The organism is Streptococcus alactolyticus, from assembly GCF_012277075.1.
GTDB classification, from domain to species: domain Bacteria; phylum Bacillota; class Bacilli; order Lactobacillales; family Streptococcaceae; genus Streptococcus; species Streptococcus alactolyticus.
The window spans coordinates 45,240-68,064 of record NZ_JAAXMT010000003.1 but is presented as its reverse complement, the minus strand read 5'-3'; the positions used below and the strand labels follow the sequence as shown (position 1 = coordinate 68,064).

The 22,825-nt window shown below is 41.7% G+C and carries 22 protein-coding genes and 1 pseudogene; 6 read left to right on the top strand and 17 right to left on the bottom strand.

Annotated elements, in window-relative coordinates:
- Positions 1-120 precede the first annotated feature (120 nt).
- From HFK82_RS00735 to HFK82_RS00725, 3 genes are all read right to left on the bottom strand, one after another.
- Positions 121-1,290 (bottom strand): MalY/PatB family protein, encoded by a 1,170-nt coding sequence (locus tag HFK82_RS00735; protein ID WP_168260446.1) that lies wholly within the window; start codon positions 1,288-1,290, stop codon positions 121-123.
- A gap of 1 nt (position 1,291) precedes the next feature.
- On the bottom strand, positions 1,292-2,386 hold the full coding sequence (locus tag HFK82_RS00730; protein WP_168260445.1) for a cystathionine gamma-synthase: 1,095 nt from the start codon (positions 2,384-2,386) through the stop codon (positions 1,292-1,294).
- 175 nt (positions 2,387-2,561) lie between these two features.
- On the bottom strand, positions 2,562-4,196 hold the full coding sequence (locus HFK82_RS00725; protein WP_168260444.1) for a putative polysaccharide biosynthesis protein: 1,635 nt from the start codon (positions 4,194-4,196) through the stop codon (positions 2,562-2,564).
- A 103-nt stretch (positions 4,197-4,299) separates the two neighbouring features.
- On the opposite strand from HFK82_RS00725, the gene HFK82_RS00720 reads away from it, so the two are divergent.
- The 5 genes and pseudogenes from HFK82_RS00720 (at position 4,300) to HFK82_RS00700 (ending at position 9,671) form a co-directional block, all read left to right on the top strand.
- Positions 4,300-5,751 carry a UDP-N-acetylmuramoyl-L-alanyl-D-glutamate--L-lysine ligase gene (locus tag HFK82_RS00720; protein WP_168260443.1) on the top strand — a complete coding sequence of 484 codons (1,452 nt, stop codon included), beginning with the start codon at positions 4,300-4,302 and terminating at the stop codon, positions 5,749-5,751.
- A 119-nt stretch (positions 5,752-5,870) separates the two neighbouring features.
- Positions 5,871-6,653, top strand: a complete 783-nt coding sequence (locus tag HFK82_RS00715; RefSeq protein WP_154454553.1) for an ABC transporter ATP-binding protein — start codon at positions 5,871-5,873, stop codon at positions 6,651-6,653.
- A 21-nt stretch (positions 6,654-6,674) separates the two neighbouring features.
- Positions 6,675-7,613, top strand: coding sequence for an ABC transporter substrate-binding protein (locus tag HFK82_RS00710; protein ID WP_168260442.1), 939 nt, complete (start codon positions 6,675-6,677; stop codon positions 7,611-7,613).
- Positions 7,614-7,650: 37 nt separating this feature from the next.
- Positions 7,651-8,673: pseudogene (locus HFK82_RS00705) on the top strand (FecCD family ABC transporter permease).
- Entirely contained in the window at positions 8,670-9,671 is a 1,002-nt protein-coding gene (locus HFK82_RS00700) for a FecCD family ABC transporter permease (protein WP_168260441.1), read from the top strand. The pseudogene HFK82_RS00705 and the gene HFK82_RS00700 overlap by 4 nt, the downstream one beginning before the upstream one ends.
- Positions 9,672-9,704: 33 nt before the next feature.
- Here HFK82_RS00700 and HFK82_RS00695 read toward each other — a convergent pair whose 3' ends face one another.
- Together HFK82_RS00695 and HFK82_RS00690 are read right to left on the bottom strand one after the other, a co-directional pair.
- Positions 9,705-10,361 (bottom strand): DUF1803 domain-containing protein, encoded by a 657-nt coding sequence (locus HFK82_RS00695; RefSeq protein ID WP_154454549.1) that lies wholly within the window; start codon positions 10,359-10,361, stop codon positions 9,705-9,707.
- Complete coding sequence (locus tag HFK82_RS00690) at positions 10,358-10,870, bottom strand: YiiX/YebB-like N1pC/P60 family cysteine hydrolase (protein ID WP_154454548.1); 513 nt, start codon at positions 10,868-10,870, stop codon at positions 10,358-10,360. Before HFK82_RS00690 ends, HFK82_RS00695 begins: the two co-directional genes overlap by 4 nt.
- A 98-nt stretch (positions 10,871-10,968) precedes the next feature.
- Between HFK82_RS00690 and yaaA the strand changes: the two genes are divergently transcribed.
- Positions 10,969-11,700: a peroxide stress protein YaaA gene (yaaA, locus tag HFK82_RS00685; RefSeq protein ID WP_168260440.1), complete on the top strand. Its 732-nt coding sequence runs from the start codon at positions 10,969-10,971 to the stop codon at positions 11,698-11,700.
- Between the two features lie 57 nt (positions 11,701-11,757).
- On the opposite strand, the gene HFK82_RS00680 is transcribed toward yaaA, so the two are convergent.
- The 12 genes from HFK82_RS00680 to HFK82_RS00630 all read right to left on the bottom strand — a co-directional run bounded on the left by HFK82_RS00680 (position 11,758) and on the right by HFK82_RS00630 (position 22,806).
- Positions 11,758-12,729 carry a DUF6287 domain-containing protein gene (locus tag HFK82_RS00680; protein ID WP_168260439.1) on the bottom strand — a complete coding sequence of 324 codons (972 nt, stop codon included), beginning with the start codon at positions 12,727-12,729 and terminating at the stop codon, positions 11,758-11,760.
- 16 nt (positions 12,730-12,745) lie between these two features.
- Positions 12,746-13,054, bottom strand: a complete 309-nt coding sequence (locus HFK82_RS08780; RefSeq protein WP_293693138.1) for a hypothetical protein — start codon at positions 13,052-13,054, stop codon at positions 12,746-12,748.
- Positions 13,055-13,189: 135 nt separating this feature from the next.
- The gene (locus tag HFK82_RS08775; protein ID WP_240928792.1) at positions 13,190-13,939 is read right to left on the bottom strand and encodes an SH3 domain-containing protein; all 750 of its coding nucleotides are present in this window, start codon (positions 13,937-13,939) and stop codon (positions 13,190-13,192) included.
- A 209-nt stretch (positions 13,940-14,148) separates the two neighbouring features.
- Positions 14,149-15,081, bottom strand: coding sequence for a manganese-dependent inorganic pyrophosphatase (locus HFK82_RS00670; RefSeq protein ID WP_168260438.1), 933 nt, complete (start codon positions 15,079-15,081; stop codon positions 14,149-14,151).
- A gap of 156 nt (positions 15,082-15,237) precedes the next feature.
- Positions 15,238-15,870: a hypothetical protein gene (locus HFK82_RS00665; RefSeq protein WP_168260437.1), complete on the bottom strand. Its 633-nt coding sequence runs from the start codon at positions 15,868-15,870 to the stop codon at positions 15,238-15,240.
- 54 nt (positions 15,871-15,924) lie between these two features.
- The gene (gene pflA, locus HFK82_RS00660; protein WP_206148149.1) at positions 15,925-16,719 is read right to left on the bottom strand and encodes a pyruvate formate-lyase-activating protein; all 795 of its coding nucleotides are present in this window, start codon (positions 16,717-16,719) and stop codon (positions 15,925-15,927) included.
- A 66-nt stretch (positions 16,720-16,785) separates the two neighbouring features.
- Positions 16,786-18,117 (bottom strand): hemolysin family protein, encoded by a 1,332-nt coding sequence (locus HFK82_RS00655; protein ID WP_168260436.1) that lies wholly within the window; start codon positions 18,115-18,117, stop codon positions 16,786-16,788.
- 101 nt (positions 18,118-18,218) lie between these two features.
- Positions 18,219-20,282, bottom strand: a complete 2,064-nt coding sequence (locus HFK82_RS00650; RefSeq protein ID WP_168260498.1) for a cation:proton antiporter — start codon at positions 20,280-20,282, stop codon at positions 18,219-18,221.
- Positions 20,283-20,300: 18 nt separating this feature from the next.
- Positions 20,301-20,543 (bottom strand): hypothetical protein, encoded by a 243-nt coding sequence (locus HFK82_RS00645; RefSeq protein WP_154454541.1) that lies wholly within the window; start codon positions 20,541-20,543, stop codon positions 20,301-20,303.
- 3 nt (positions 20,544-20,546) lie between these two features.
- On the bottom strand, positions 20,547-21,110 hold the full coding sequence (gene mnmM, locus HFK82_RS00640; protein WP_168260435.1) for a tRNA 5-(aminomethyl)-2-thiouridylate-methyltransferase MnmM: 564 nt from the start codon (positions 21,108-21,110) through the stop codon (positions 20,547-20,549).
- Positions 21,107-22,048, bottom strand: coding sequence for a tRNA modification radical SAM protein MnmL/YtqA (mnmL, locus tag HFK82_RS00635; RefSeq protein WP_168260434.1), 942 nt, complete (start codon positions 22,046-22,048; stop codon positions 21,107-21,109). The genes mnmM and mnmL overlap by 4 nt, the downstream gene beginning before the upstream one ends.
- Before the next feature lie 101 nt (positions 22,049-22,149).
- A complete protein-coding gene (locus HFK82_RS00630; RefSeq protein ID WP_154454586.1) occupies positions 22,150-22,806 on the bottom strand; it encodes a phosphatase PAP2 family protein in 657 nt (218 codons plus the stop codon).
- Positions 22,807-22,825 lie beyond the last annotated feature (19 nt).

Here is a 22,825-nt window from a genome sequence, read left to right as displayed (position 1 = left end):
ATTAGTTTACACCGCCACCCCTAAAAACAGAATAGCAAAAAGCGACTCCTTTTTAGCAATTTATGACAATTCAAATCAAAAAAATCAAAAGACTTGTTGCCAAGTCTTTTGATGGTTTCACTAGTTGATTTTTCCAAAGGTATCTGCTATGCGCATGGTGGCTTCTTTGATGGTTTCAAGGGGAGCGGCGACATTGAGGCGGGCAAAGGTCTTGCCTTCTTCCCCAAAATGCTCTCCGTCATTTAGGACCACACGCGCTTCTTTTTGCAATTTTTCGTTGAGCTGGGGTTGTTGAATGCTGTAAGCTGAAAAATCAAGCCAAATCAGATAGGTCCCTTCAGGTTTCATGACCTTGATATTAGTATTTTCCCCCAAGTAATCCACAACGTAAGTGATGTTTTCCTCAATGACTGATTTCAATTCTTCTAGCCAAGGTTTGCCATAAGTAAAGGCGGTTTCGGTTGTTATCATGCCCAAGGTTGGCACTTCGTGCTGATTATTGGCTAATTGGACACGTTTGAAAGCATCGCGTAATTGCGGATTTTGGATAATCGCAAAGCTGTTCTTTGTTCCCGCGATGTTAAAGGTCTTTGTCGCTGATGAAAGAATGATGGCAAAATCCTTGAAACGCTCGTCCACCGTGTTAAAAGAATGGTGGGTATTGCCAAAAAGGGCTAAATCTTGGTGAATTTCATCGGAAATCAAGATAACACCGTGTTTGGCACAAAGGTCACCGATTTTTTGGAGTTCCTCTTTGGACCACACGCGCCCACCTGGATTGTGAGGACTGCAAAAGATATAGAGCTTGACCTCATTATCCTCAATGTCTTTTTCCAACTGCTCAAAATCAATCTCAAAATGCCCATTTCGAATGAGAAGGGAATTTTCCACCAATTTGCGGTCGTTTAAACGAACGGTTCTGGCAAAAGGGTAATAAACAGGCGAATTGATGAGAACAGCGTCGCCTTTTTGGGTAAAGGCCTGAATAGCAACGGAAATAGCAGGAACAACACCGTCAATAAAGGCAATGTCTTCCTTACTGATAGCGTAGCCATGCTCCTTTTTCTCCCAATAAATCACCGCTTGATACAGCGAGTCTTTGGCATAATTATATCCAAAAATATGCTCCTGACCATAGTTGATGATAGCTTCCTTGATAGTTGGAACAGGGAAAAAATCCATATCTGCCACCCAAAGTTGTAGCAAATCAGGGTCATTTTCCGACGCTTGCCATTTATAAGTAAATTGATTTAGGCGATTGGGTCTGGTTGTAAAATCGTATTGTCCCATATTAAGCCCCCAATGCTGCTTTCAAATCTTGCTTCAAATCGTCTACGTCCTCGATACCAATAGACAAACGCAATAAATCATTGGTCAAGCCGTAAGACAGGCGGACGTCCTCTGGAATATCAGCGTGGGTTTGCGTTCTTGGGTAGGTGATAAGGCTTTCCACACCGCCAAGACTTTCCGCAAACGTGATAACTTCCAAGCGGTTGATAATCGTTGGAATTTTGCTTTCATCAGCCACTTTAAAGGAAATCATGCCACCTTTTCCTGTATAAAGAACTTCCTTAACTGTTGGCAAGGTTTTCAAAAAAGTAACCAATTCACGTGCATTTTCAGTGGCTTTTTCCATGCGCAATTTGAGGGTTTTTAAGCCACGCATCAATAAGTATGAATCAAAAGGCGATAGGGTTGAGCCTGTGGTGTTTAAATTATAGAAGAGTTTGTCATAAATGGCTTGGTCATTGGTCACTACAATCCCTGCTAAAACGTCATTGTGCCCTGCCAAGTACTTGGTTGCCGAATGCACCACAATATCTGCTCCAAGAGGAATAGGATTTTGGTAAATAGGGCTATAAAAAGTGTTATCCACAATGAGTTTGGCTCCTTTGGCGTGAGCGGCTTTGGCAACCGTCGCAATATCAAATTCGACCATTAAGGGATTGGTTGGGGTTTCGATGTAAACAATGTCAGTCTCATCAGAAATGGCTGCCAACAAGTCGCTTTCTGTATTGGCATACTCAACGGTAAAACGTCTTTCGCTTTCTTTGTCGTTGAACCAGCGGAAAGACCCACCGTACAAGTCACGCGCCGCAACTACTTTAGCGCCGACAGGAAAGATTTCAAAAGCCAGCACAATAGCACTCATACCAGAGGATGTGGCTAGGGCATAATCAGCTTGTTCAATCGCTGCTAAGGTTTTTTCCAAGGTCGCGCGCGTTGGATTTTTGGTGCGTGTGTAATCAAAACCTGTTGATTTGCCAAATTCAGGGTGTTGATAAGTTGTGGAAAAGTGAATGGGTGCCGCCAAGGCTCCTGTTGCTTCGTCTGATTTGATTCCCGTATGTGCCAAGATAGTGGCTAATTTGTATTCGTTAGTCATTCTAGTCCCCTTTCTTTTGATTGCTCCAAAGCAATCAATCTCTTTTTAAATGTTATCACTATTCTACCACTTATTAGGCATTAGACAGGCTTTTTGGTTATTCTAATTCTTGATAATGAGCTATAAGTCAAAACTATAACACAAAAAAGCACCGCAAGGGTGCTTTTTTAATATCTTAAGGTAAGTGTAATTTTTGACGCAAGGTTTTGGCGCGTGTTCCGATGAGTTTATCCAGCAAATGAGTGGCTAGGGTCAAAAAACCATAGACAAGGACGCCAATCGCACCAACCAAGGCAATGTAAACCACACTACCAAGACGTGTTGTCGGACTAATGGCAAAATGAAGCCCATAAGCTGCTATAGCCACAACCACACCCATGATAAGTGCTAATAGCGTCATCAAGAGAATCGAACGTCTTAACCCTTGGCGATTAAAGCCAGTCACTTCATGAATACGACGGTACATCAAGACAATGGGCACAGCTAAGCCAATCGCCGTTGAAATCAAAGGACCGTAAGCTTGGAACACATAGATAAGTGGAATTTGCAGCACAATCTTCACCACCAAACCATAGACAAAGTAAAGGATAGCTTTGCGAGGTTCAAAGAGGGCTTGAAGCATTGGTGCTAACAAACTGTAAAGAGCTAGGAAAATAACCTGAATCAAGGCCCCCACAAAAAGCCAGAGAGCTGTATTGCTTGGAGCTCCGTAAAAGAGCGTATAGATAGGTTCTGCCAAGATAATGGCTCCAACCAAGGCTGGGAAGAGCACCATCCAAAGCATTTGCAAGTTGTTGACAACTAATTGAGCAGCGGCTTTTTTGTCTTTGTTGACAAAGTTTTCGGTTAATAGGGGAATACCCGCACCTGCGATAGCCGTTGCAATAGACACCAAAATCATCGTAATCTTGTTAGGGTTACTTGATAGAAAAGCGTACAAGATTTGCAGGTCTTTGTTGCTATACGATGTAAAAGATGTCATCGTATTGATGAAGGACATTTGGTCCACAATTTGAAAGAGCTGAATAGCTGCTCCTGTGATGATAAAAGGAACGGCTTCTTTTATTGTTTCAAGGATAAGGGCTTGCGTGTCAACCGTCACGTCGTTGGTATTGCCAGCAAAAATAGCTTGCCATTTGCCTTCTCGCCACAAGAAAACTACCAAAACCAAGACGCTGGCAATCATTCCAATGAAGGCTGCAAAAGTGGATTGCACGACGGCATTCACATAATCTCCAGAGCCGATATTCATGATGATATAGGCAGTGAGCAGCATCCAAATCACGCGGATAATTTGCTCAGCAATTTGGCTCATGGCGTAGGGTTTTAAATTATTGAAACCTTGGAAAAAGCCACGTAAAACACTCATTGAAGGGAAAATCAGCAGGGCCCAAGACAAGCTTTTCATGACACGAACTAAGTCTTCCCCACCACCACTCCAAGCAGCCAGAAGCGGCGAGCCTAGATACATGATGGCTGCAAAAATCAGCCCTAAAATACTGGTTAATTTCAGTATTTTCCGCAGCAAGTGGTAGCTGGTTTCTTCTTGACCAAGGGCATTGTACTTGGAAACCTGTTTGGCAATGGCAACAGGAATTCCTGCCGTTGATATGAGAAGAAAAACGGCATAAATGTTATACCCCATTCCAAAAAGGGCATTGGCTTGTTCGGCGTGCGTTCCCATCCAAGCGTACCAAGGAATAATGTAGAAAGCACCGAGCAGGCGGCTGAGAAAATTGGAAGCCGTCAACCAAGCCGTCCCACGGACCATCTGTTGTTGCTGTGTCGTTGTTGTATTATTTTCAGACATAGTATTCTCTCTAGATGTAAATTTTAAAAATAAGCGTTACGTTTTATTATAAACTTTTGCTTATGACTTGTAAATTAAAGACTTTAAGTCTAAAATAGAACGTATGATTACACTTGAAGAAACCATCCAGATTTTAACCAAAGACCACAATTTTCGTGAGATTATCTTTGGCAATCATTACAGCCTTGATTGGCCTGAAAATCCGCAGTTTAAGCACATCAGCTTTGATAGTCGCGATGTAGACCAAGACACCCTTTTCTTTGCCAAGGGAGCGACGTTTAAAAAAGAATACCTTGAGCAAGCTATTCAAAAAGGGCTAGGCTTTTATGTGAGCCAAGTGGATTATGGTCTTGCGATTCCAGCCATCATCGTGACGGACATCAAAAAAGCCATGAGTTTGATTGCTATGGTCTTTTACGGACACCCTGAAAAACAATTGCATTTGCTGGCATTTACAGGAACGAAGGGCAAGACTACGGCGGCTTATTTTGCCTACCATATTCTAAAACAAAGCCACAAGCCAGCCATGCTCTCAACCATGAACACCACGCTTGATGGAAAGACTTTTTTCAAATCGCATCTGACAACTCCTGAGAGCCTTGACCTCTTCAAAATGATGGCGACAGCGGTAGACAACGGCATGACCCATCTCATCATGGAAGTGTCTAGTCAGGCTTATCTTGTTGACCGTGTTTATGGTTTGAGCTTTGATGTGGGCGCTTTTCTCAACATCAGCCCAGACCATATTGGACCTATTGAGCATCCGACCTTTGAGGATTATTTCTACCACAAGCGTCTGTTGATGGCTAATAGCAAAGCGGTTGTGGTCAATGCTGACATGGACCATTTCAAAGTGGTGGCCCAACAAGTGGCTGACAAACCGCATGATTTTTACGGCAAAACGACTGACAATACTATCCACAATAGCAAAGCTTTTGCATTTGACGTGGCAGGAACCTTGGCTGGGCACTACGATATTCAGCTCATTGGTTCATTTAACCAAGAAAATGCCTTGGCAGCTGGACTTGCCTGCCACCGTCTAGGAGCTAGCCTTGATGATATTCAAAAAGGAATTGCTGAAACCAGCGTCCCAGGTCGTATGGAAGTCATCACCCAAGCCAATGGTGCCAAGGTCTTTGTAGACTATGCCCATAACGGAGATAGCCTTGCCAAATTGTTGTCTGTCGTGGAAGAACACCAAAAAGGAAACTTGTATTTGATTTTGGGAGCGACTGGTAATAAAGGGGAAAGTCGCCGAGCTGATTTTGCCCGCATCATCAATGCCCACCCTAATCTACACGTGATTTTGACGGCAGATGACCCTAACTACGAAGACCCGCAAGCTATTGCCGAAGAAATTGCCAGCCAAGTCAACCGTCCGCTTACCGTTCAAGTGGACCGTGAAAAAGCTATCGCGCACGCTATGACATTAACAAAAACACAAGATGATGCTGTTATCATTGCAGGAAAAGGGGCTGACGCTTACCAAATCGTCAACGGAGAACACACGCCTTACGCTGGAGATTTACAAATCGCCAAAAAATACCTTGATTAGAATGATTTTAAGTAAACTTTTGAATGATTCTAACCAAGTAGCAATCATAGAAAAAGCCTTTTCTCAGGCTTTTTTTCTTGTTACAATAAAAAAGACATTTTCTAGAAAGGAGGACTTGTATGTCACAAATTGCTGCTGAAAATATCTCAGTTGCCTATGAGGACAAGCTTATTTTGGACAAGCTATCTGTCACCATTGCCAAGCAAGAAATCACCACGATTATTGGGGCAAATGGTTGCGGCAAATCCACTTTATTAAAAGCCTTGACTCGCATTCACCCTGTGAAATCTGGGCATGTTTTAATTGACGGAGAGTCTATCGTACACTTGCCAACTAAGGAAGTGGCGAAAAAACTAGCCCTGCTTCCACAAATGCTTGAGGCAACGGACGGTATTTCAGTTTATGAATTGGTTTCTTATGGGCGTTTTCCTCACCAAAATTCTTGGGGACGATTGACCAAAGAGGACAAGGACAAAATCAATTGGGCGATGGAGATGACCAAGGTGGCTGACCTTGCTAATGAAAGCGTTGATTCCCTCTCTGGTGGGCAACGACAATGTGTTTGGATTGCCATGGCTTTGGCACAAGACACCGACACGATTTTTCTGGACGAGCCAACCACTTATCTCGACATGAATCACCAATTGGAAGTCTTGGAATTGCTCAAAAAGCTCAACACTGAAACCAAGAAAACCATTATCATGGTCTTGCACGATTTGAATTTATCCGCACGTTTTTCGGATACCTTAATCGCTATGAAATCTGGAAAAATCGCTTATCACGGCAGCATCACCGATATTATGACGCCAGCTATTTTGCGTGATATTTTCAACATCGATGCCCAGATCGTTCAAGACCCTATCCACAACCGCCCAATATTGCTGACTTATCAGCTGACATAGATTAATCATTTGGAGAATAATATGAAAAAGTTTTTCGTCGCTTTAGCAACATTTCTAGCAACCTTTACACTCGTGTCTTGCCACAAAAATAACTCATCATCTGATACCAAGCAGGCAGACTTGTCTAGCATGCCTAAAATCACTGGCTTCTCTTACGAAGGGGACATTCCCAAAAATCCTAAAAAAGTCGTCAATTTTGCCTATTCTTACACAGGCTACCTCTTGGAACTTGGGGTCAATGTGTCTAGTTATTCCTTAGATTTGGAAAAAAACAACCCTGCTTTTGAAAAACAATTGGATAAGGCTGTGCATCTGACTTCAGATGATACCGAGGCTATCGCTGCGCAAAAGCCTGATTTAATCATTGCCTTTTCAACTGATAGCAACCTCGCTCAATTAAAAGCCATTGCTCCTGTTTTGGTCATTGATTACGGCAAAAACAATTACTTGGAAATGATGACCGCTCTTGGAAAGGTCTTTGACAAAGAAGACAAAGCCAAAGAATGGCTAAACCAGTGGGAAGAAAAAACCAAGGCTACCAAGGAAGAATTGAGCCAATACATCGACCCATCAAGCACCTTTACCATCATGGATTTTTATGATAAGGACATTTACCTTTACGGTAAGAACTGGGGACGTGGTGGAGAACTGATTTATGACGCTCTTGGCTATGCTGCTCCTCAAAAAGTGCAAGAAGACGTCTTTCCTGCAGGCTGGCTAAATATTTCTCAAGAAGTGCTAGGCGATTATGTTGGGGATTATTTGGTGGTTAACACCAGCAAGGACAGCCAAAACGTGGCAGCTTCCCTGAAAGAAAGCGACGTTTGGAACAACCTCTCTGCCGTCAAAAACAAGCACGTCTTAGAAGTCGATGAAAATCTCTTTTATTTCTCAGACCCCTTGTCATTAGACAAACAACTCGACGTTTTCGTGACAGCCATCAAAGAACTCAACGCTTAATCCCTATCAATCCAATGCTTTCTGAAAAGGAAATCTCATGAAACCAATCTCCCTTCTTTTTCAAAAAAATAAAACCGCTGCTACTTGGCTTCTCCTTATCTGCCTCTGTCTACTTTTTGGGCTGGGCTGGTATGGAGAGCTTCGCTTTGGTGCCATCACCTATTCCAATAGCCAGCTCGTTCAAGTGCTCAAGCACCCTTTGACGGATTCGCCAGTGCAAGATGTCATTATTGATTTACGCTTACCAAGAACGCTGGCTGCTATTTTGGTTGGTGCTGCCATGGCGCAAGCTGGGGCAATCATGCAGGGCATCACACGCAATCCCATTGCTGACCCTGGGCTTTTGGGTATCAATGCCGGTGCTGGATTGGCACTGATTGCGGGCTATGCATTTTTGGGGAGTATGCATTATAGCGTGATGTTGGTGCTTTGCCTATTAGGAGCTATTGTAGCGGCACTCTTGGTTTTTGGCTTGGCTTATCGTCCTAGAAAGGGTTACCAGCAACTGCGATTGATTTTGGCAGGGGCTATGGTTGCTATGCTATTGTCAGCTATCGGACAAGCTTTGACCTTGTATTTTGATTTGTCAAAGGCTGTTATTGGCTGGCAGGCTGGTGGCTTGGCTCAGGTCAATTGGAAAATGCTGGGCATTATCGCTCCTGTCATTGTCCTTGGCTTGATTCTAGCCCAAATATTCGCCCATCAATTGACCATTTTAAGTCTTGACGAAACCGTTGCTAAATCTTTAGGGCAAGAAACTTTCTCCATGACCGTGACTTTTCTTGGTATTGTGGTGATTTTGTCTGCTGCTGCAGTTGCCTTGGTGGGAAGTCTTGCTTTCGTAGGCCTTATCATTCCGCATTTTATAAAACTGTTTGTGGCAAAAGATTACCGCCTCATTCTGCCCTTAACAGCTTTTGCAGGTAGCACATTTATGCTGTAGGTGGATTTGGTGAGTCGCGTTATGAATCCACCTGCTGAAACGCCACTCAGCGCTATCATCAGCATCATCGGCTTGCCTTGCTTTTTATGGTTGGTTAGAAAAGGAGAACAAGCATGACTGCAAAACGACCTACTGCTCGTCATTTTATCTTGTTAAGCGTCTTGCTCGTCCTAGCCTTCCTCCTATCTTTGTCGCTTGGGTATGCGCATTCGTCCTTTGGCGACGTCCTTCAAGTCTTTTTAGGGCAGGCCGACCCAACCACTTCACTCATCGTTTTAGACATCCGTTTGCCACGTATTTTGGCTTGTTTGCTGGGAGGTGCCTCGCTGGCTTTGGCAGGGGTATTATTGCAAACGCTGACGCGAAATCCCTTGGCAGACTCAGGTATTTTGGGCATCAATACAGGCGCTGGGCTGGTCATTGCTCTGATGATTGGATTGTTAGACACGAGTCATCCACTGGTTATTGCACTTATGCCATGCTTTGCCATGCTAGGCGGGATGCTAACCATTTGCATCGTTTATCTCGTATCTTATCGGAAAAATCAGCCCATCAATCCAACACGCCTTATTATTGCAGGGGTGGGGATTTCCAGTCTGCTGTCTGGTGTGATGGTGGCTGTCATGGACCAACTTGACCCAAATGAAACGGACTACATCGTTTCTTGGTTAAGCGGGAAGGTGACTGGCGGCAATTGGCAAACGCTGATAATTTTGGCGCCGCTGCTCATTCTCATCTGGCTGGCAACTTACAGCCGTAGTTACGCTTTAAACATCCTGACCCTAAACGAAGAAAGCGCACTAGCTTTGGGATTACATCTGAAACGAGAACGCTTCTATATTCTCGTATTAGCCACAGCCTTAGCTGCCATTAGCGTGGTACTCGTTGGCAATATCACCTTTGTTGGCTTACTGGCTGGACACATCACGCGCCGCTTTCTAGGCAGCGACCACCGCGTTAGCCTACCTGCCAGCATGATAATGGGAATGCTATTGCTCCTAATCGCCGATACCCTTGGCCGTATTTTCTTAGTTGGAACAGGCATTCCCACAGGCATCGTCGTTGCCATCATCGGAGCGCCTTATTTCCTCTACCTCATGTCAAAAACAGCATAGAATCCCTAAACCATCTCGGTCTAGGGATTTTCTTTAGGCTTTGCTAATCAATAGAAGATTTTCCGTGTCAAAAAGCATCTTTAAGACATATTTGCCTTGGTCATTTTTGTGAATGTAACCCAATAACTCCAAGGCTGTTACAAAAATATCAGGGCGTTTTTGGGCCACCTCGTCCTTGCGTGCAAATTTTAAGAGAAATGTTGTCATGTATTTCAAGGCATACTGAGGATTGACATCCCCTAACAAATCATAGAGCGGCTTTTGGGCAGCTGAAAGAGGCAAATTCTCATCCAGCTTGAAAAAGTAATTGGCCAAGGTCAAGTCATCTCGTGCAATACCTGTTTCTTCTCGCACAACCAAGTCGTTGGTTGTATTGGCTAGTTCGGTTTCAAAACGCAGCGCCATAAGCTCAGCAAAAACCTCGCTTTGGTCATCCACAAAAACCTGACTATCTAAGCTCACACAAGCCACATCCTCTAACAAGTCCAAACCAATCGTGTAGCGTTTATTTTCACGGATAATGTACCCTGCCTGAATGTACTCCTCCAACAAACGGTCAATTTTGGTCACCTCGGGAAATGCCGCCTTTATCTGACGCAAGGTCACATCATCGTGCTGGTACAAAAAAGCTACCAAGTCTTTAAAAAAAGCTTGTCGAGTCCATTTATCTGGATTAAATATACGAATCATATCAATTCTCCTACATAGTGTAATAGCTTAGACTGTGCTAATTGGCTGGGGTTGGTCCCAGGTTGATTGAATGGCACAGCAAGCCCAAGTTTATCATAATAAGCCTGCCAAAAAGGGGAAATCTCTTGATTGCCATCACCAAACTGCATGGGGATAGGGGGAAAAATAGGCAGAATACTAGCAATATATTGTGAGCAATAATAAGCATCATTGTCGGGGTAAAAGCTGTCATTGTAAGGCTTTCCGAGTAAATTTTCCGCAGCCCTAAAGACCTTTTCCACGTTTATTTGCGGATAGCGATAGACGGCAATTGCCTGCGAATGACTGGCTAAAAAAGCCGCCAAATCTTCCTTAATCACGCCCTTATCTCTCGTGGCATGGTAAATCATGTGGTCAAAATAAATGGCAACATGGCTATACTTTCCTGTTGCCTCTTGAATAGCTTGTGACAGGTCGGACGCATCCTTCACAAAAAGCAAATCCCCCGCCTGCAATTCCTGAATAGTCATAGCCTTATTATAACAAAAAACCAGCCTGACGGCTGTAAAACTTTCTCACTTAAACCGAAACATTGTAGCACGCTCTAGTGATATGCTATAATGCCAGTATGAAAATATTAATTCCTAACGCCAAAGAATTACATACCAACCAAGATGCTTTTCCAAGTCAAAACCTAACTCCTATGAGTCAAACAGTTCTCAAAACCATACGCGAATACGCTGTTGATGACTTGGCCAACTTTTACAAAATTAATTCCAACAAGGCTGACCAAGAATGGCTGCGCTGGAAACGTCTTGCTGACAGGGAAGCCAAAACCTACCACGCATGGCTATTATATGACGGTCTCATGTATCGGTATATGAAACGAACTCAGGTAACCGAAGCGGAGCGACATTATCTTGATAACCACCTTCGTATCGCTACTGCCTTATACGGTTTAATCAGTCCCATGACGTTAATCGCACCACATCGCCTTGATTTTCAAGGAAATCTCAAGATTGACAACACATCATTAAAACAATTTTGGAGACAACAATACGACGAAGAAGTCCAAGATGACGAACTCATCATTTCATTACTGTCATCAGAATTTGAGCAAGTTTTCTCTCCAAATATCCGCAAACGCATAGTTAAAATTGTCTTTATGGAAAATAGAAACGGAAAGCCAAAAGTTCATTCAACCATTTCTAAAAAAGGACGTGGTCGTTTGGTCTCACTAATGGCTGAAAAACAATTTGAAACCATTGAGCAAATCAAACACCTAACCTTTGACGGCTTCCAATTCTCACCAGAATTATCCAAAGACCAAACCCTCACCTTTATCCGTGATCAAGAATAACATCCCAAAAATAAAAAGCAAACCAATCAAACCAACGATTCGTTTGCTTTTGTTTTGTTATTCTCTATAATAATATGCTTCTGCAGGAAAGTCAATAAATTGTTGCCCAGCAATCAACCTTGATTGGGAAGAATCCGAATGATCTCCTTTGGGATTTTTGACACCAGTAGGGTAAACTTCAATAGCAAATCCACCAGGTGCACCGTTAGCTGCACCACATGCTAAGATAACTGTTCCATAAGAACTTTCTCGTGGCGAACTAATATTCATTCCTTCAAGCATTCCTTCATCACTAAATTCAAAAGTTTGCCCTCTACCATTTTTCCATGTTCCAGCTAATGATGTATAATCTCCATTAAGTATCTGGTCAATATTTAAATCACCTGAAGAAGTCTGTTCTGATGCCAAAGGTTGCCAATCCAAAATACTAAAATCAAACTCTTTTTTCCCCTTGATGTCAAAACAATCCGACAACTCTACATCTCTCCCAATCGGTACAGTAGCACTTTTTATAGTATCAATACCACTATTATCTGCTCTCAATTGATACTGGGTATCTTCCATTTTTGTTCCTGTTGACGTCCACTTAGCAGTAATAATCGTTCCATCTGTGTAAATATTTGCAGCTTCTCGATAACCACCACTTGATGCAACATAACTTTGTGCCAAATAGTCAGCTACTCCGTTATTATCATAATAAAGAGCCGCAAATTCAACTGTTCCCGTAGACTCCCAGTACCGTCCAGAAAATAGTTCATCCTGACCATTCCCATCGATATCATAATAAGCGTAATGCGTCGCTGGAGTATCACTTGTATCATTTCTAAGTTTTTCTAAAACGATATCATAAATACTATTATTACCTGTTACTTCCTCATTACTTTCTGTCTGTGATGAACTAGAAGTCGAGCTACTACTTTCATTTGAACTAGTATACCAACTGCCTGTCGCCGCTTGATTACTATCTTTTTTAGAGCAACCAAACAATATCGATAATCCCATCATTCCTAGTAAAGCTATCTTTTTCATTCTAAAATTTTTCTCCTTAATTAATTATACTATTGACGATAATAGTAAGATCAGCTGGTAAATTATATACACCATTTTGAGTTGGTACAATTCGTGGTTTAGAAGTATCCGAATTATCTCCTGTTGTCTTAAAACCAACCTTAAGCAATGCTAATAAACCTCCAGTATACCCATTACTGACTCCAATATAAGGAACACCATCACTTTCATATCTAAAAGCACCTCCCAAACTTCCTTCGCCCGTCCTTCCGCTTACTGTACTGACAACAGATCCATCTGCTTGAATGACAAGAGTATCACCTCTACCATTAACCCATGTTCCCACTAACGATTCATAATCACCTTTACTGATTGCAGTTAAATCAATATCTTTGACTGATTGTTGTTCTTGCTCATAAGCTGATTTTACTTGAAGAGCACCTGACCAAACGTAACATACTTTTCCATCAAGGATTACTTCTTACCAAGTTGAAATATCATTATATTTATCACCATTAACATAATCAGATACTTGTAGAATATCACCCTTTCGTCTTGAATCAATAATATCGGAATTTAAGCTTGGTTTAGAACGCAAATTTACCTCATCTGCATTAACAACATATTCTGTTTTATTAGGTTTTCTGTGAAAATAAACCTGTATTGCTGACTGATTTCCTTCTCCTGTTGTCAATACTTTATTTCCTTCATCATTGGCATAGCCATATAATACCTCTGTCGTTTGATCTTCTGAAAATTCAACTGTACCATTAACTCGCTGAATGTCTTCAGAAGAAATATTAATTACAATCTTAATACTCGGCATAACTGCTGTTCGACTAGGTTCTTCACCATTTACGGTCATATTTCCCGAAGTGACATAGGTTTGAATAGAATCCGATCCTTTATACTCTTCGATTGTGTATGTCCCTATCAGAGGACTTCCTTGATTATATGCCATTAGCTCTGCACCAGATCTACATAATATTGCGGTACCATCATTATTTAATGACAAGCCTCCAAACATTAATGATGATGTATTAGATTGAACATAATAATACTTATAATTTAGGTACCATTCACTATAATCTTTACTCTCTTCTTGTGATGATATATTACTACTGCTAGAAGTTTGTATTCTCTCACTACTTTGCGTTGTTTTAGTATTATTTGATTCCTGATGACAGCCTACTAATAATAAACAAGAAAAAATAAAACAAGCTTTTTTCATAATAATCTCTCATTTTTCTTTCGCTTTGTGCTCATTATATCATAACAAATACTCCTCTGAATAGATTATAGTAACTTTCTAAAAACGTTAAAAATTATGGGACAAACCCAGAAAAAAAGCGAGATACAATAATTATCTCACTTTAGTTTTAATATAAAATTCTAAGATTTTTAGACGACTCACGTCGCTTTTTTATTATCCCTTATTAATTAAGCGTTAAAGCTTTCTGTTAATTGTGGTACCACTTGTTTTTTACGTGAAACAGCGCCTGCTAAGAAAGCGTGGTTGTTTTCAAGTGTGAAGTTGAAAGCTGCTTCGACTTTGTCCATGTTTGAACCAAGTGCCAAGATTTCTGAGTTTGAGTTAAGAATATCAGTAATCATAAGTACAAAGTCAGAGTAACCATTTGCAGTATTTGCTGCTGTAATAGCTGCTTCGATTTCTGCTTGGCGTTCAAGAACTTCGTTAATATCAACTGTGTTAACTTGTGCTACACGAACTTGGTTTCCATTAAGTTCAAATGTTTTGGCGTCAATGTCAATCAATTCTTCAGCAGATTTTGTTGCCAAGTTTGTACCAGCTTTAAGCAAAGCCAAACCATATTCTTCAAGGTTTACACCTGCGATTTCTGCCAAGTCAGCAGCAACAGCTGGGTCTGTGGCATGAGTTGTTGGTGATTTAAGAAGAAGGGTATCTGAAATCAAACCAGACAAAAGCAAACCAGCCATTTCTTTAGGAATAACAACGTTATTTTCTTTGTATAGGCGGTAAACGATTGATGAAGCTGAACCAACTGGTTCTAAACGCATGTAAAGTGGGTTAGCTGTTTCAAAATTTGCAACACGGTGGTGATCAACAACTTCGATAACTTCAACGTCACGAATATCAGAGATTGATTGTTGGAATTCGTTGTGGTCTGTCAAAATAACTTGGTCAGCCCCTTCAGCTTTTGCAGATTCCACAACGCGTGGTGCTTCTACGCCAAAGTAGTCTAAAGCAAAAGCAGTTTCTTCATTTGGAGTGCCTAGGGCAACAGCTTCAGCATCAACACCAAGTTCACGTTTCAAATATGCATAAGCAACTGATGAACCGATAGCATCAGAGTCTGGATTTTGGTGACCAAAAACTAAAATTTTAGACATGTTTTCTACCTCATCATTATTATTTTACTTCTCTCTCTCATTTTAGCAAAAAAAAGCAAAAAAGGCTATATGCGAGGCGTAATACTTTCAACTTCCTAGAAGGTTGCAACAAAAGAAAAAACTCCTAGGTCAGTAATCCTCTGACTATAGAAGTTCTTAGTTTTCCTCTGTGTCCTCTTTGGAAGTTGGTGCTTGTTCTTCAGAAGCTGAAGCGTCATCGGTAGCTTTAGTTTCTGTTTGTTTGGTTTTTTCTTGTGCCAAAGCCAAACGCAACAAACGTTCTTCTTCCTCGCGGTTTTCACGATTTTGTGTGGCTTTCTTTTCCTTACGGTAAGCCATGTAGCGGCGGCTGTTATCCACCAAATGCAAACTCCGAACGCCCTTGACCAATAACCACCATACAAAAACGATAAGCGATTCTAGCAGCAGCAAAAACTCAATCAAAATGACGCCAATTAAACTCCACGCCATAAAGAGAGTTACGAGCAACTGCGAAAAGATTTTCTTGAGATTGCCCAAATCATTATTGTGGATGGCTAGGGTTTCTAAAAAGAGGTTCAAAATGCCCTGTAAAAGAGCTGATTTGGTCGAAGCCTCATCATACACAACCTTATCTGTGGCTTTTTGGCTAGGCAAAACCACTACGATATCTCCATCTTGAATATAATCAACCATATCACCCAATTTAATATCAAAATCAAATAAATCACGCGCCACTTTTTTAATCTTACCATCTTGAATCAGGTAAACAAAGGCCTCATCAAATTTTAAAACTTTGTAACTATTCATGCTTTTTTCACCTTATGCTATAACTTATCAAAGTTTTGAGGCAATGTCAATATCTCATTGGTGGATGCGTTTCATGTACTCGGTATAAGATTCGGTGTGCATCAATTCTTTGGCATTTTGGACGCGTTCCTTGGTTGGCGGTTTGACGCCTTCAAGGGTATAAGGAATCCCCAATTCACGCCACTTAAACTCACCCAAGGTATGATAAGGCAAGATTTCAAACTTATCCACATTTTTCAGCGTCGCGACAAATTTTCCTAGCTCAATCAAATCCTCATCAAAATCCGTCAAGCCAGGTACTAGCACATGGCGAATCCACACTGGCACTCCCTTGTCAGACAAGTAGCGTGCGAAGGCTAAAATATTAGTGTTAGGTTGACGCGTCACCACGATGTGTTGTTTGGGATTGATTTCCTTCAAATCCAACAAGACCAAATCTGTCACTGCTAACAACTTATCCACAACCTCGTGGTATTCTGGCGTATCGCGAAAACTAAATCCACACGTATCCAAGGTACAATGAATCCCCATAGCTTTAGCCTTGGTAAAGAGAGCCGTCACAAAATCAATTTGCAACATAGCCTCACCACCAGAAACAGTAATCCCTCCATTTTTCCCCCAATAATGGCGGTAACGAAGGGCTTCTTCTAACACATCATCAACCGTGCGTTCTCTTGATTTGTTGGTTTCCATTGCCCAGGTATCAGGGTTGTGGCAATACTGGCAGCGCATCTTGCAGCCCTGCATGAAAATCACAAATCGTACCCCTGGCCCATCAACAGAACCGAAACTCTCTGTGGAATGCACCATTCCTGTTACTTTACCATAATCTATTTCTGTCATTGTCATTTCCTTTGTAACCGTTTTTCTAATATTATTATAGCATTTTCATAAGAAAAAAGACTAAGGTTTAGCTCAGTCTTCTTCAATACTCTGTTCTATATCAGAAAAGACAACCTTCAATTTCGTGACACGGCCATCTTTCACTTTATCGTTGGTAATAGCAATATGTTTTTCTTTGGTGTCGATTTCAAAGGTTTCACGACTCTCTTGGGTTGGGATATTGCCCACACCTGTCAAGTAGAAACCAGCAATGGTATCCACATCATCGCTTTCTAGCTGCACATCAAAATAATCGTTAAACTCGTTTAGAGTCATTGTCCCAAGAACAATATAGGTATTGTCACCAATTTCGCGAACAAATTGTTCAGCCATATCGGTTTCATCATCGATTTCACCGACAATTTCTTCAAGAAGGTCTTCTAAGGTGACCAAACCAGCAACCCCACCGTACTCATCTAGCAAGATAGCCATTTGATTTTGGGTATTACGCAATTGACGCAACAAATCATCCACAAAGATAGTTTCTGGAACAAACAAAGGTTCTTGTAAAATCTTACGCAAAGCCACTTTGTCAAATCCATCGCAAAAACCAGCAGCTAACAAACGTTTGGTATGCAAGATACCGATAATCTTGTCCTTATCGTCGTCATAGACTGGGATACGTGAAAAGTTTTGTTTCAGAATTTCTTGAATATTGTCTTGGGTATCGTCGTTAATGTCAATCATGAAGGAGTCGGTACGGGGCACCATCACTTCACGCGCCATCAATTCATCCAAAGAGAAAACACCTTGGAGCATCTCAATTTCTTCTGCGCCTAACGTTTCTTCACTATTAGACAACATATAAGCAATCTCATCACGGGTCATCTTCTCATCTGCATCGTCAAATTGCATTGGAGTCAGACGCGACAAGAGATTGGTTGATGCTGAGAGTAGCCAAACAAACGGACTTACAATTTTTCCTATTAAGATAATGACTGGGGCAGAAACAACCGCTAAATTTTCCTTGAGGTTGAGGGCAATTCGTTTAGGGTAAAGCTCACCAAGAACAATGGAAATATAGGTCAAAAAGACAAGTGAAATCACACTACCTGCCGTTTGGGCCCAAACAAAATTACCAAACCAAGACGCAATCACACTTCCTAGAGAAGCTGACAAGCTCGCACCTTGGAGCAGACCAATAAAGGTAATACCAACTTGGATGGTTGATAAGAAATTGTTGGGATTGTCCAGAACAGACAATAATCTTGTATATCTCCGGTCGCCTTCTGCTGCTTTTTGCTCAACACGGGAACGGTTTAGGGAAACTAAAGCCATCTCAGAAGCTGAGAAAAAGGCATTTAGGAGCGTCAAAATCAATAATAAAACAAATTGTAATGCTAAGTTCTGACTGGGGTCTTCCATATTACATGTACTCCTGTTCTTCAAAAACTAATATGAATAAATCACTGCATCAAAATAATACAGTGATTATATTATAACATATTTTATTTTTTATGTAATCATTACTGAATAATAACGTGATTATAAGGTTCGGCTAGGTCATCTTTGAGGGAATAACTTTCAAGTTTGTTAACATTGCGGCGTAAAAAGGTCGCATAACTTGGGGTGATGTCCCCACGGCTTTCGTACTCCGCAATGACTTTTCGCTCCAAATAATAGCCACGCAACATTTCATCAATATTGTCTGAGCGCATATGAGCGATAACACGTTCGACAAAAACACCTGTTTCGATGATTTCGACTTCCTGCAAGCGAGAGCGTTTCATAAAGGCAATCAAATCGCTGTTGTAAACCCCTTCCAAATCTTGCAGACCTTCTAGCACCAATTCGGTATTGCTGAGGTAGAGTTCAGTCAGGCGTTCTCGATTTTCTTCGGTCAAGCGAATTTCTCTTGGCTGCCCTGACAAGAAACGACGCAAGGTCGGCCACAAGCTCAAACTTTCCCGAATCAAACGGCGAATGCCTCGCATGCTAATGGTAAAGAAATACGTAAAGGTCGAGATGAAACCACGGTTGATTTGACGTTCTAGATTTTGCAAATAACGTTGGTACAAGCGGTATTCTACCAACTCAATGCGGCCTTCTGAAAAGGCATGTTCCAAACCGTCACTTTCAATTCCTAAAATCATCAAACGCAAATACACCAATTCCCGTTTGACACTCGTGGGTTCTTGTTCCAAAACCAAGTGCTTGATACGGCTATTGTAATTGTCAATAGCGGCATACAGGGCTCCTTTGTCTTCGTCTTTAGTGTTTTTCAAATCATCTTCCAAGGTTTGCACCACCTCGTGCAAAATGGCGATTTGCGTGAGGTAATCGGTCTTTTCTTCACCATCTGAACTCTGAGCAAGATAAGGTAAAACCACCAAGCCCGTCACAAAACTCAATAAGGTAACCGCTGCTACGGTAAACAAAATCAAACTGTAAGCATAAGCGTTGAATTGTGGCAAAAGCAAAATGGTCGCCATAGATACCGTTCCTTTAACACCTGAAAAGGTCAAAAGGAGAATTTCTCTGATTGCTGCTCTTAGCGAACGCACCATGGTACGGTAATGAAAAGCATAGTAAAGGCTAATCATCACAAAACGCACTAAAAAGAGCAAGACCGTCACCGTCAAAACGATAGCCAGCAAACGGTAATTGTTGACTAGAGGATTGACCAAGGCTGGCTCAACGATGCGGGTTAATTCGTAACCAAAGACCGTAAAAACCAAGCCGTTTAGCATAAAGCTGACTGTTTCCCAAATAATCTGACTAACGCGGTCCAACTCAGCATCAAATAGCCGAATGCGTTTGAAACGGCGGGCTTGAGATAACCCCGCAATAACCACGGCGATGATACCTGACACCCCAAAAAGACTGGCAACAAAATAAGACACAATTGGCAGGGATAATTCTAGCAACAGCGCCCCTGTCACGTCTGCAATATCAATCTTTTCAAGGAAAGACAAAACGCCACGGTTTAGCAAGGCAAATAAGATACCGACTAAAATACCGCCGATAATAGCCCAAAAGAGGCTAAAACTCGCCGTAAGCAACGAAAAGGTTCCCGTCATCAAAGCCGCAACGGCAAATTCAAAGGAAATCAAACCGCTGGCGTCATTTAAGAGCCCTTCTAGGGTCAGGATAGACTCCACTCGCTTGGGAAATTTAAACCGTTTGGCAATGGAAAGAAAGGCGACGGCATCTGTTGGGGCTAAAGCAGCTCCCAAGGCAAAACTAGCTGCCAAGGGAATATCAACTGGCAATAATTTTCCAGTCACATAACCAACGGTCAACATGGTGATAAACACCGTTGGCAAAATTAAATAAGCCAAGATGGACTTGTATTTGACAAAGGTCATGACATCACTTTCTTGCCCCTCACAAAAGTTCAGCGGACCAATAACCAAAGCCAAAAACAGCTCCGAATTGAGTGTTAATGTGCTTTCTCTAGCTAAAACACCCACCAAAATTCCCAAGACAATCTGAATAAAAGGCAAGGGAATTTTAGGGTATAGACGATTGATGATATTAGATACAATCAGCATTAAGAAAAATGCGATAAGTAAGATAGAACTCTCGATAAGCATCACCTCTGATTCTTATTTTTGCAAACAATTCACCATAAATTGTTCCTTTTGTTTGGCAATTTTTTGGTCAATTCGTGTGACATCTCTGCCCTCTCTCAAGCAAATGCAGCGCTCTTTTTCCAAGTTTGCCAATCTTCTTTTGATAAGCAAAACACGGTCGCTCACTTCTTCTAAAGTGTAAACGGTTGGCGTTTCTGTTTCCAAGTATTTTTGGTGCATACGCTGAATGGTTTCATGAACCGTTAGGGGGTGCATAAATTAGTCCTCTTTCACTTTCTTTAATTTTTCAATCATCACAAGAAAAGGTGGTTGATTGATTTGATTTAATGGTTGGTACAACATCGCTGTAAAGAGCCTTTGGTCAAGGTTTTGCACAAAGTGCAACACAGCATCTTTTTCTTGGTCACCGCCCTCATGTCCATAATAAATCATGATGGCTAGGCGACCGCCAACTTCGAGCTGGGCCAAGATTTTCTCAATAGCCACAAGGGTTGTGTCGGGCTTTGTAACCACTGTTTTATCAGCACTTGGTAAATAACCCAAGTTGAAAATAGCCGCACGGATAGGCTCTGTGACGTACTGGTCCACCTGCTCATGCCCCGCTAAAATCAAGTGGGCATTGCAGATACCTGCTTTTTCCAAACGCTGGGCCGTACTTTTTAGGGCTTGTTCTTGAATATCAAAAGCATAAACGTTTTTTGACAAGCCAGCCAAAAAGGCTGTGTCATTGCCATTTCCCATGGTTGCATCCACAGCAATGGCTTCTTTATCTAAAACTTCCGCCAAAAAGGTATGTGACACCTGCAAAGGACGTTTTATCATACAGACACCTCTTGATTTTCTAGCTTGCAGCCTTGATAACTGCCTCGGCGCTCCATTTCTTCGTCAATGGCGTTTAAAACTTCCCATTTTTTAAGGCTCCACATTGGCCCAATAAGCATATCGCGCGGGGCATCACCCGTAATTCGGTGAATGATGATAGATTTTGGAATGATTTCCAATTGATTGCAAATGATTTGGACATATTCGTCCATTGAGAGCAATTTCAGACGCCCTTCGTGATAATCGCGTTGCATTCTGGTATTGGTCATGAGATGCAATAAATGCAGTTTAATGCCGTCAATATCGTTATCCGTCACGCAACGTCTGACATTTTCCAGCATCATCTCAGGCGTTTCCCCTGGCAAGCCATTGATTAAATGCGACACGATTTCCACCTTGGGAGCTTGTCGGTGTAGGCGTTTGACCGTTTCCACGTACAATTGGTAAGTGTGGGCTCGGTTGATGAGCTGGGACGTTTTTTCATAAGTGGTCTGTAAGCCTAGCTCAACAGTCACATGCATGCGCTCAGACAATTCCGCCAAATAAGCAATGGTTTCATCTGGCAAACAATCTGGACGAGTCCCAATGTTAATACCGACCACGCCAGGTTCATTGATGGCTTGCTCGTAACGCTCTCGAATCACTTCAACCCTATCATGGGTGTTGGTGAAATTTTGAAAATACACCAAATATTTCTGAACGCTGGGCCATTTACGATGCATAAAATCAATTTCTTTATAAAATTGGTCGCGAATCGGTGCCTCAGGGGCAACGATGGCATCACCTGAACCCGATACCGTACAAAAAGTACACCCACCGTGGGCTACCGTTCCATCACGGTTGGGACAATCAAAGCCCGCATCAATGGGAACTTTGAAAATCTTCTCCCCAAAAAGCTGACGATAATAATCATTTAATGTATTATAACGTTTTTTCATAGCACCTATTATAACATTTTACAAAAAACAAACAAACTCTTATTGCTTACTTTAATTCATCGAAAAAAGACCCAAAAGGTCTTTCCATCTTATGATGTTTTTTAATCTTGTTTGCCTTGGAAACGCCATTCAAATCGTTTTTCGGCATAAAAAGGATAGACAAATAAAACGATAGTAAAGGCTAAGAGCCAGCCACCCAAGATATCTGATGGGTAGTGTACCCCTAGATAAATGCGTGACAAGGCAGTGGCAAAAGCCAAGGCGATGAATAGCACTTGCAAGCAACGTTTAGCAAAGGTCTGTGTCAGGTGTTGGTTGACAATAACGACCAAGCTAAGGGCAACAACCATGGTTGCTGCTGCGTGCCAACTTGGGAATGAAGCTCCCATTGGCTTGGCAATAAGATAAGGAATATCTGGACGTGGGCGGTTGTAAAGGTATTTAAAACCTGTTGATAAAACGCCCATCAACAAGAGGTTACCAACCAATAAGAAAGCTTCCATCTTCCATTTCTTCCAAACATAAAAGAGAGAAGCGAGGGCAAAAACATAGATAAAGATATAGATTTCATGCCCAAAGTTGGTAATGATTTTGAAAAATGCGATCCAGTGCCGAGGCAAATCCGCACGCAAAGCGATTTGAATATCAGCATCAATACGGACTAAATCTGCTGGGTAAAATTTCACCAAGTAGCCTAGCATCATGAAAAGGACTAATGCAAATGAGCCACCTAGAAAATAAGATTGTTTATGTTTCATCATAAGAGTCATTATACCA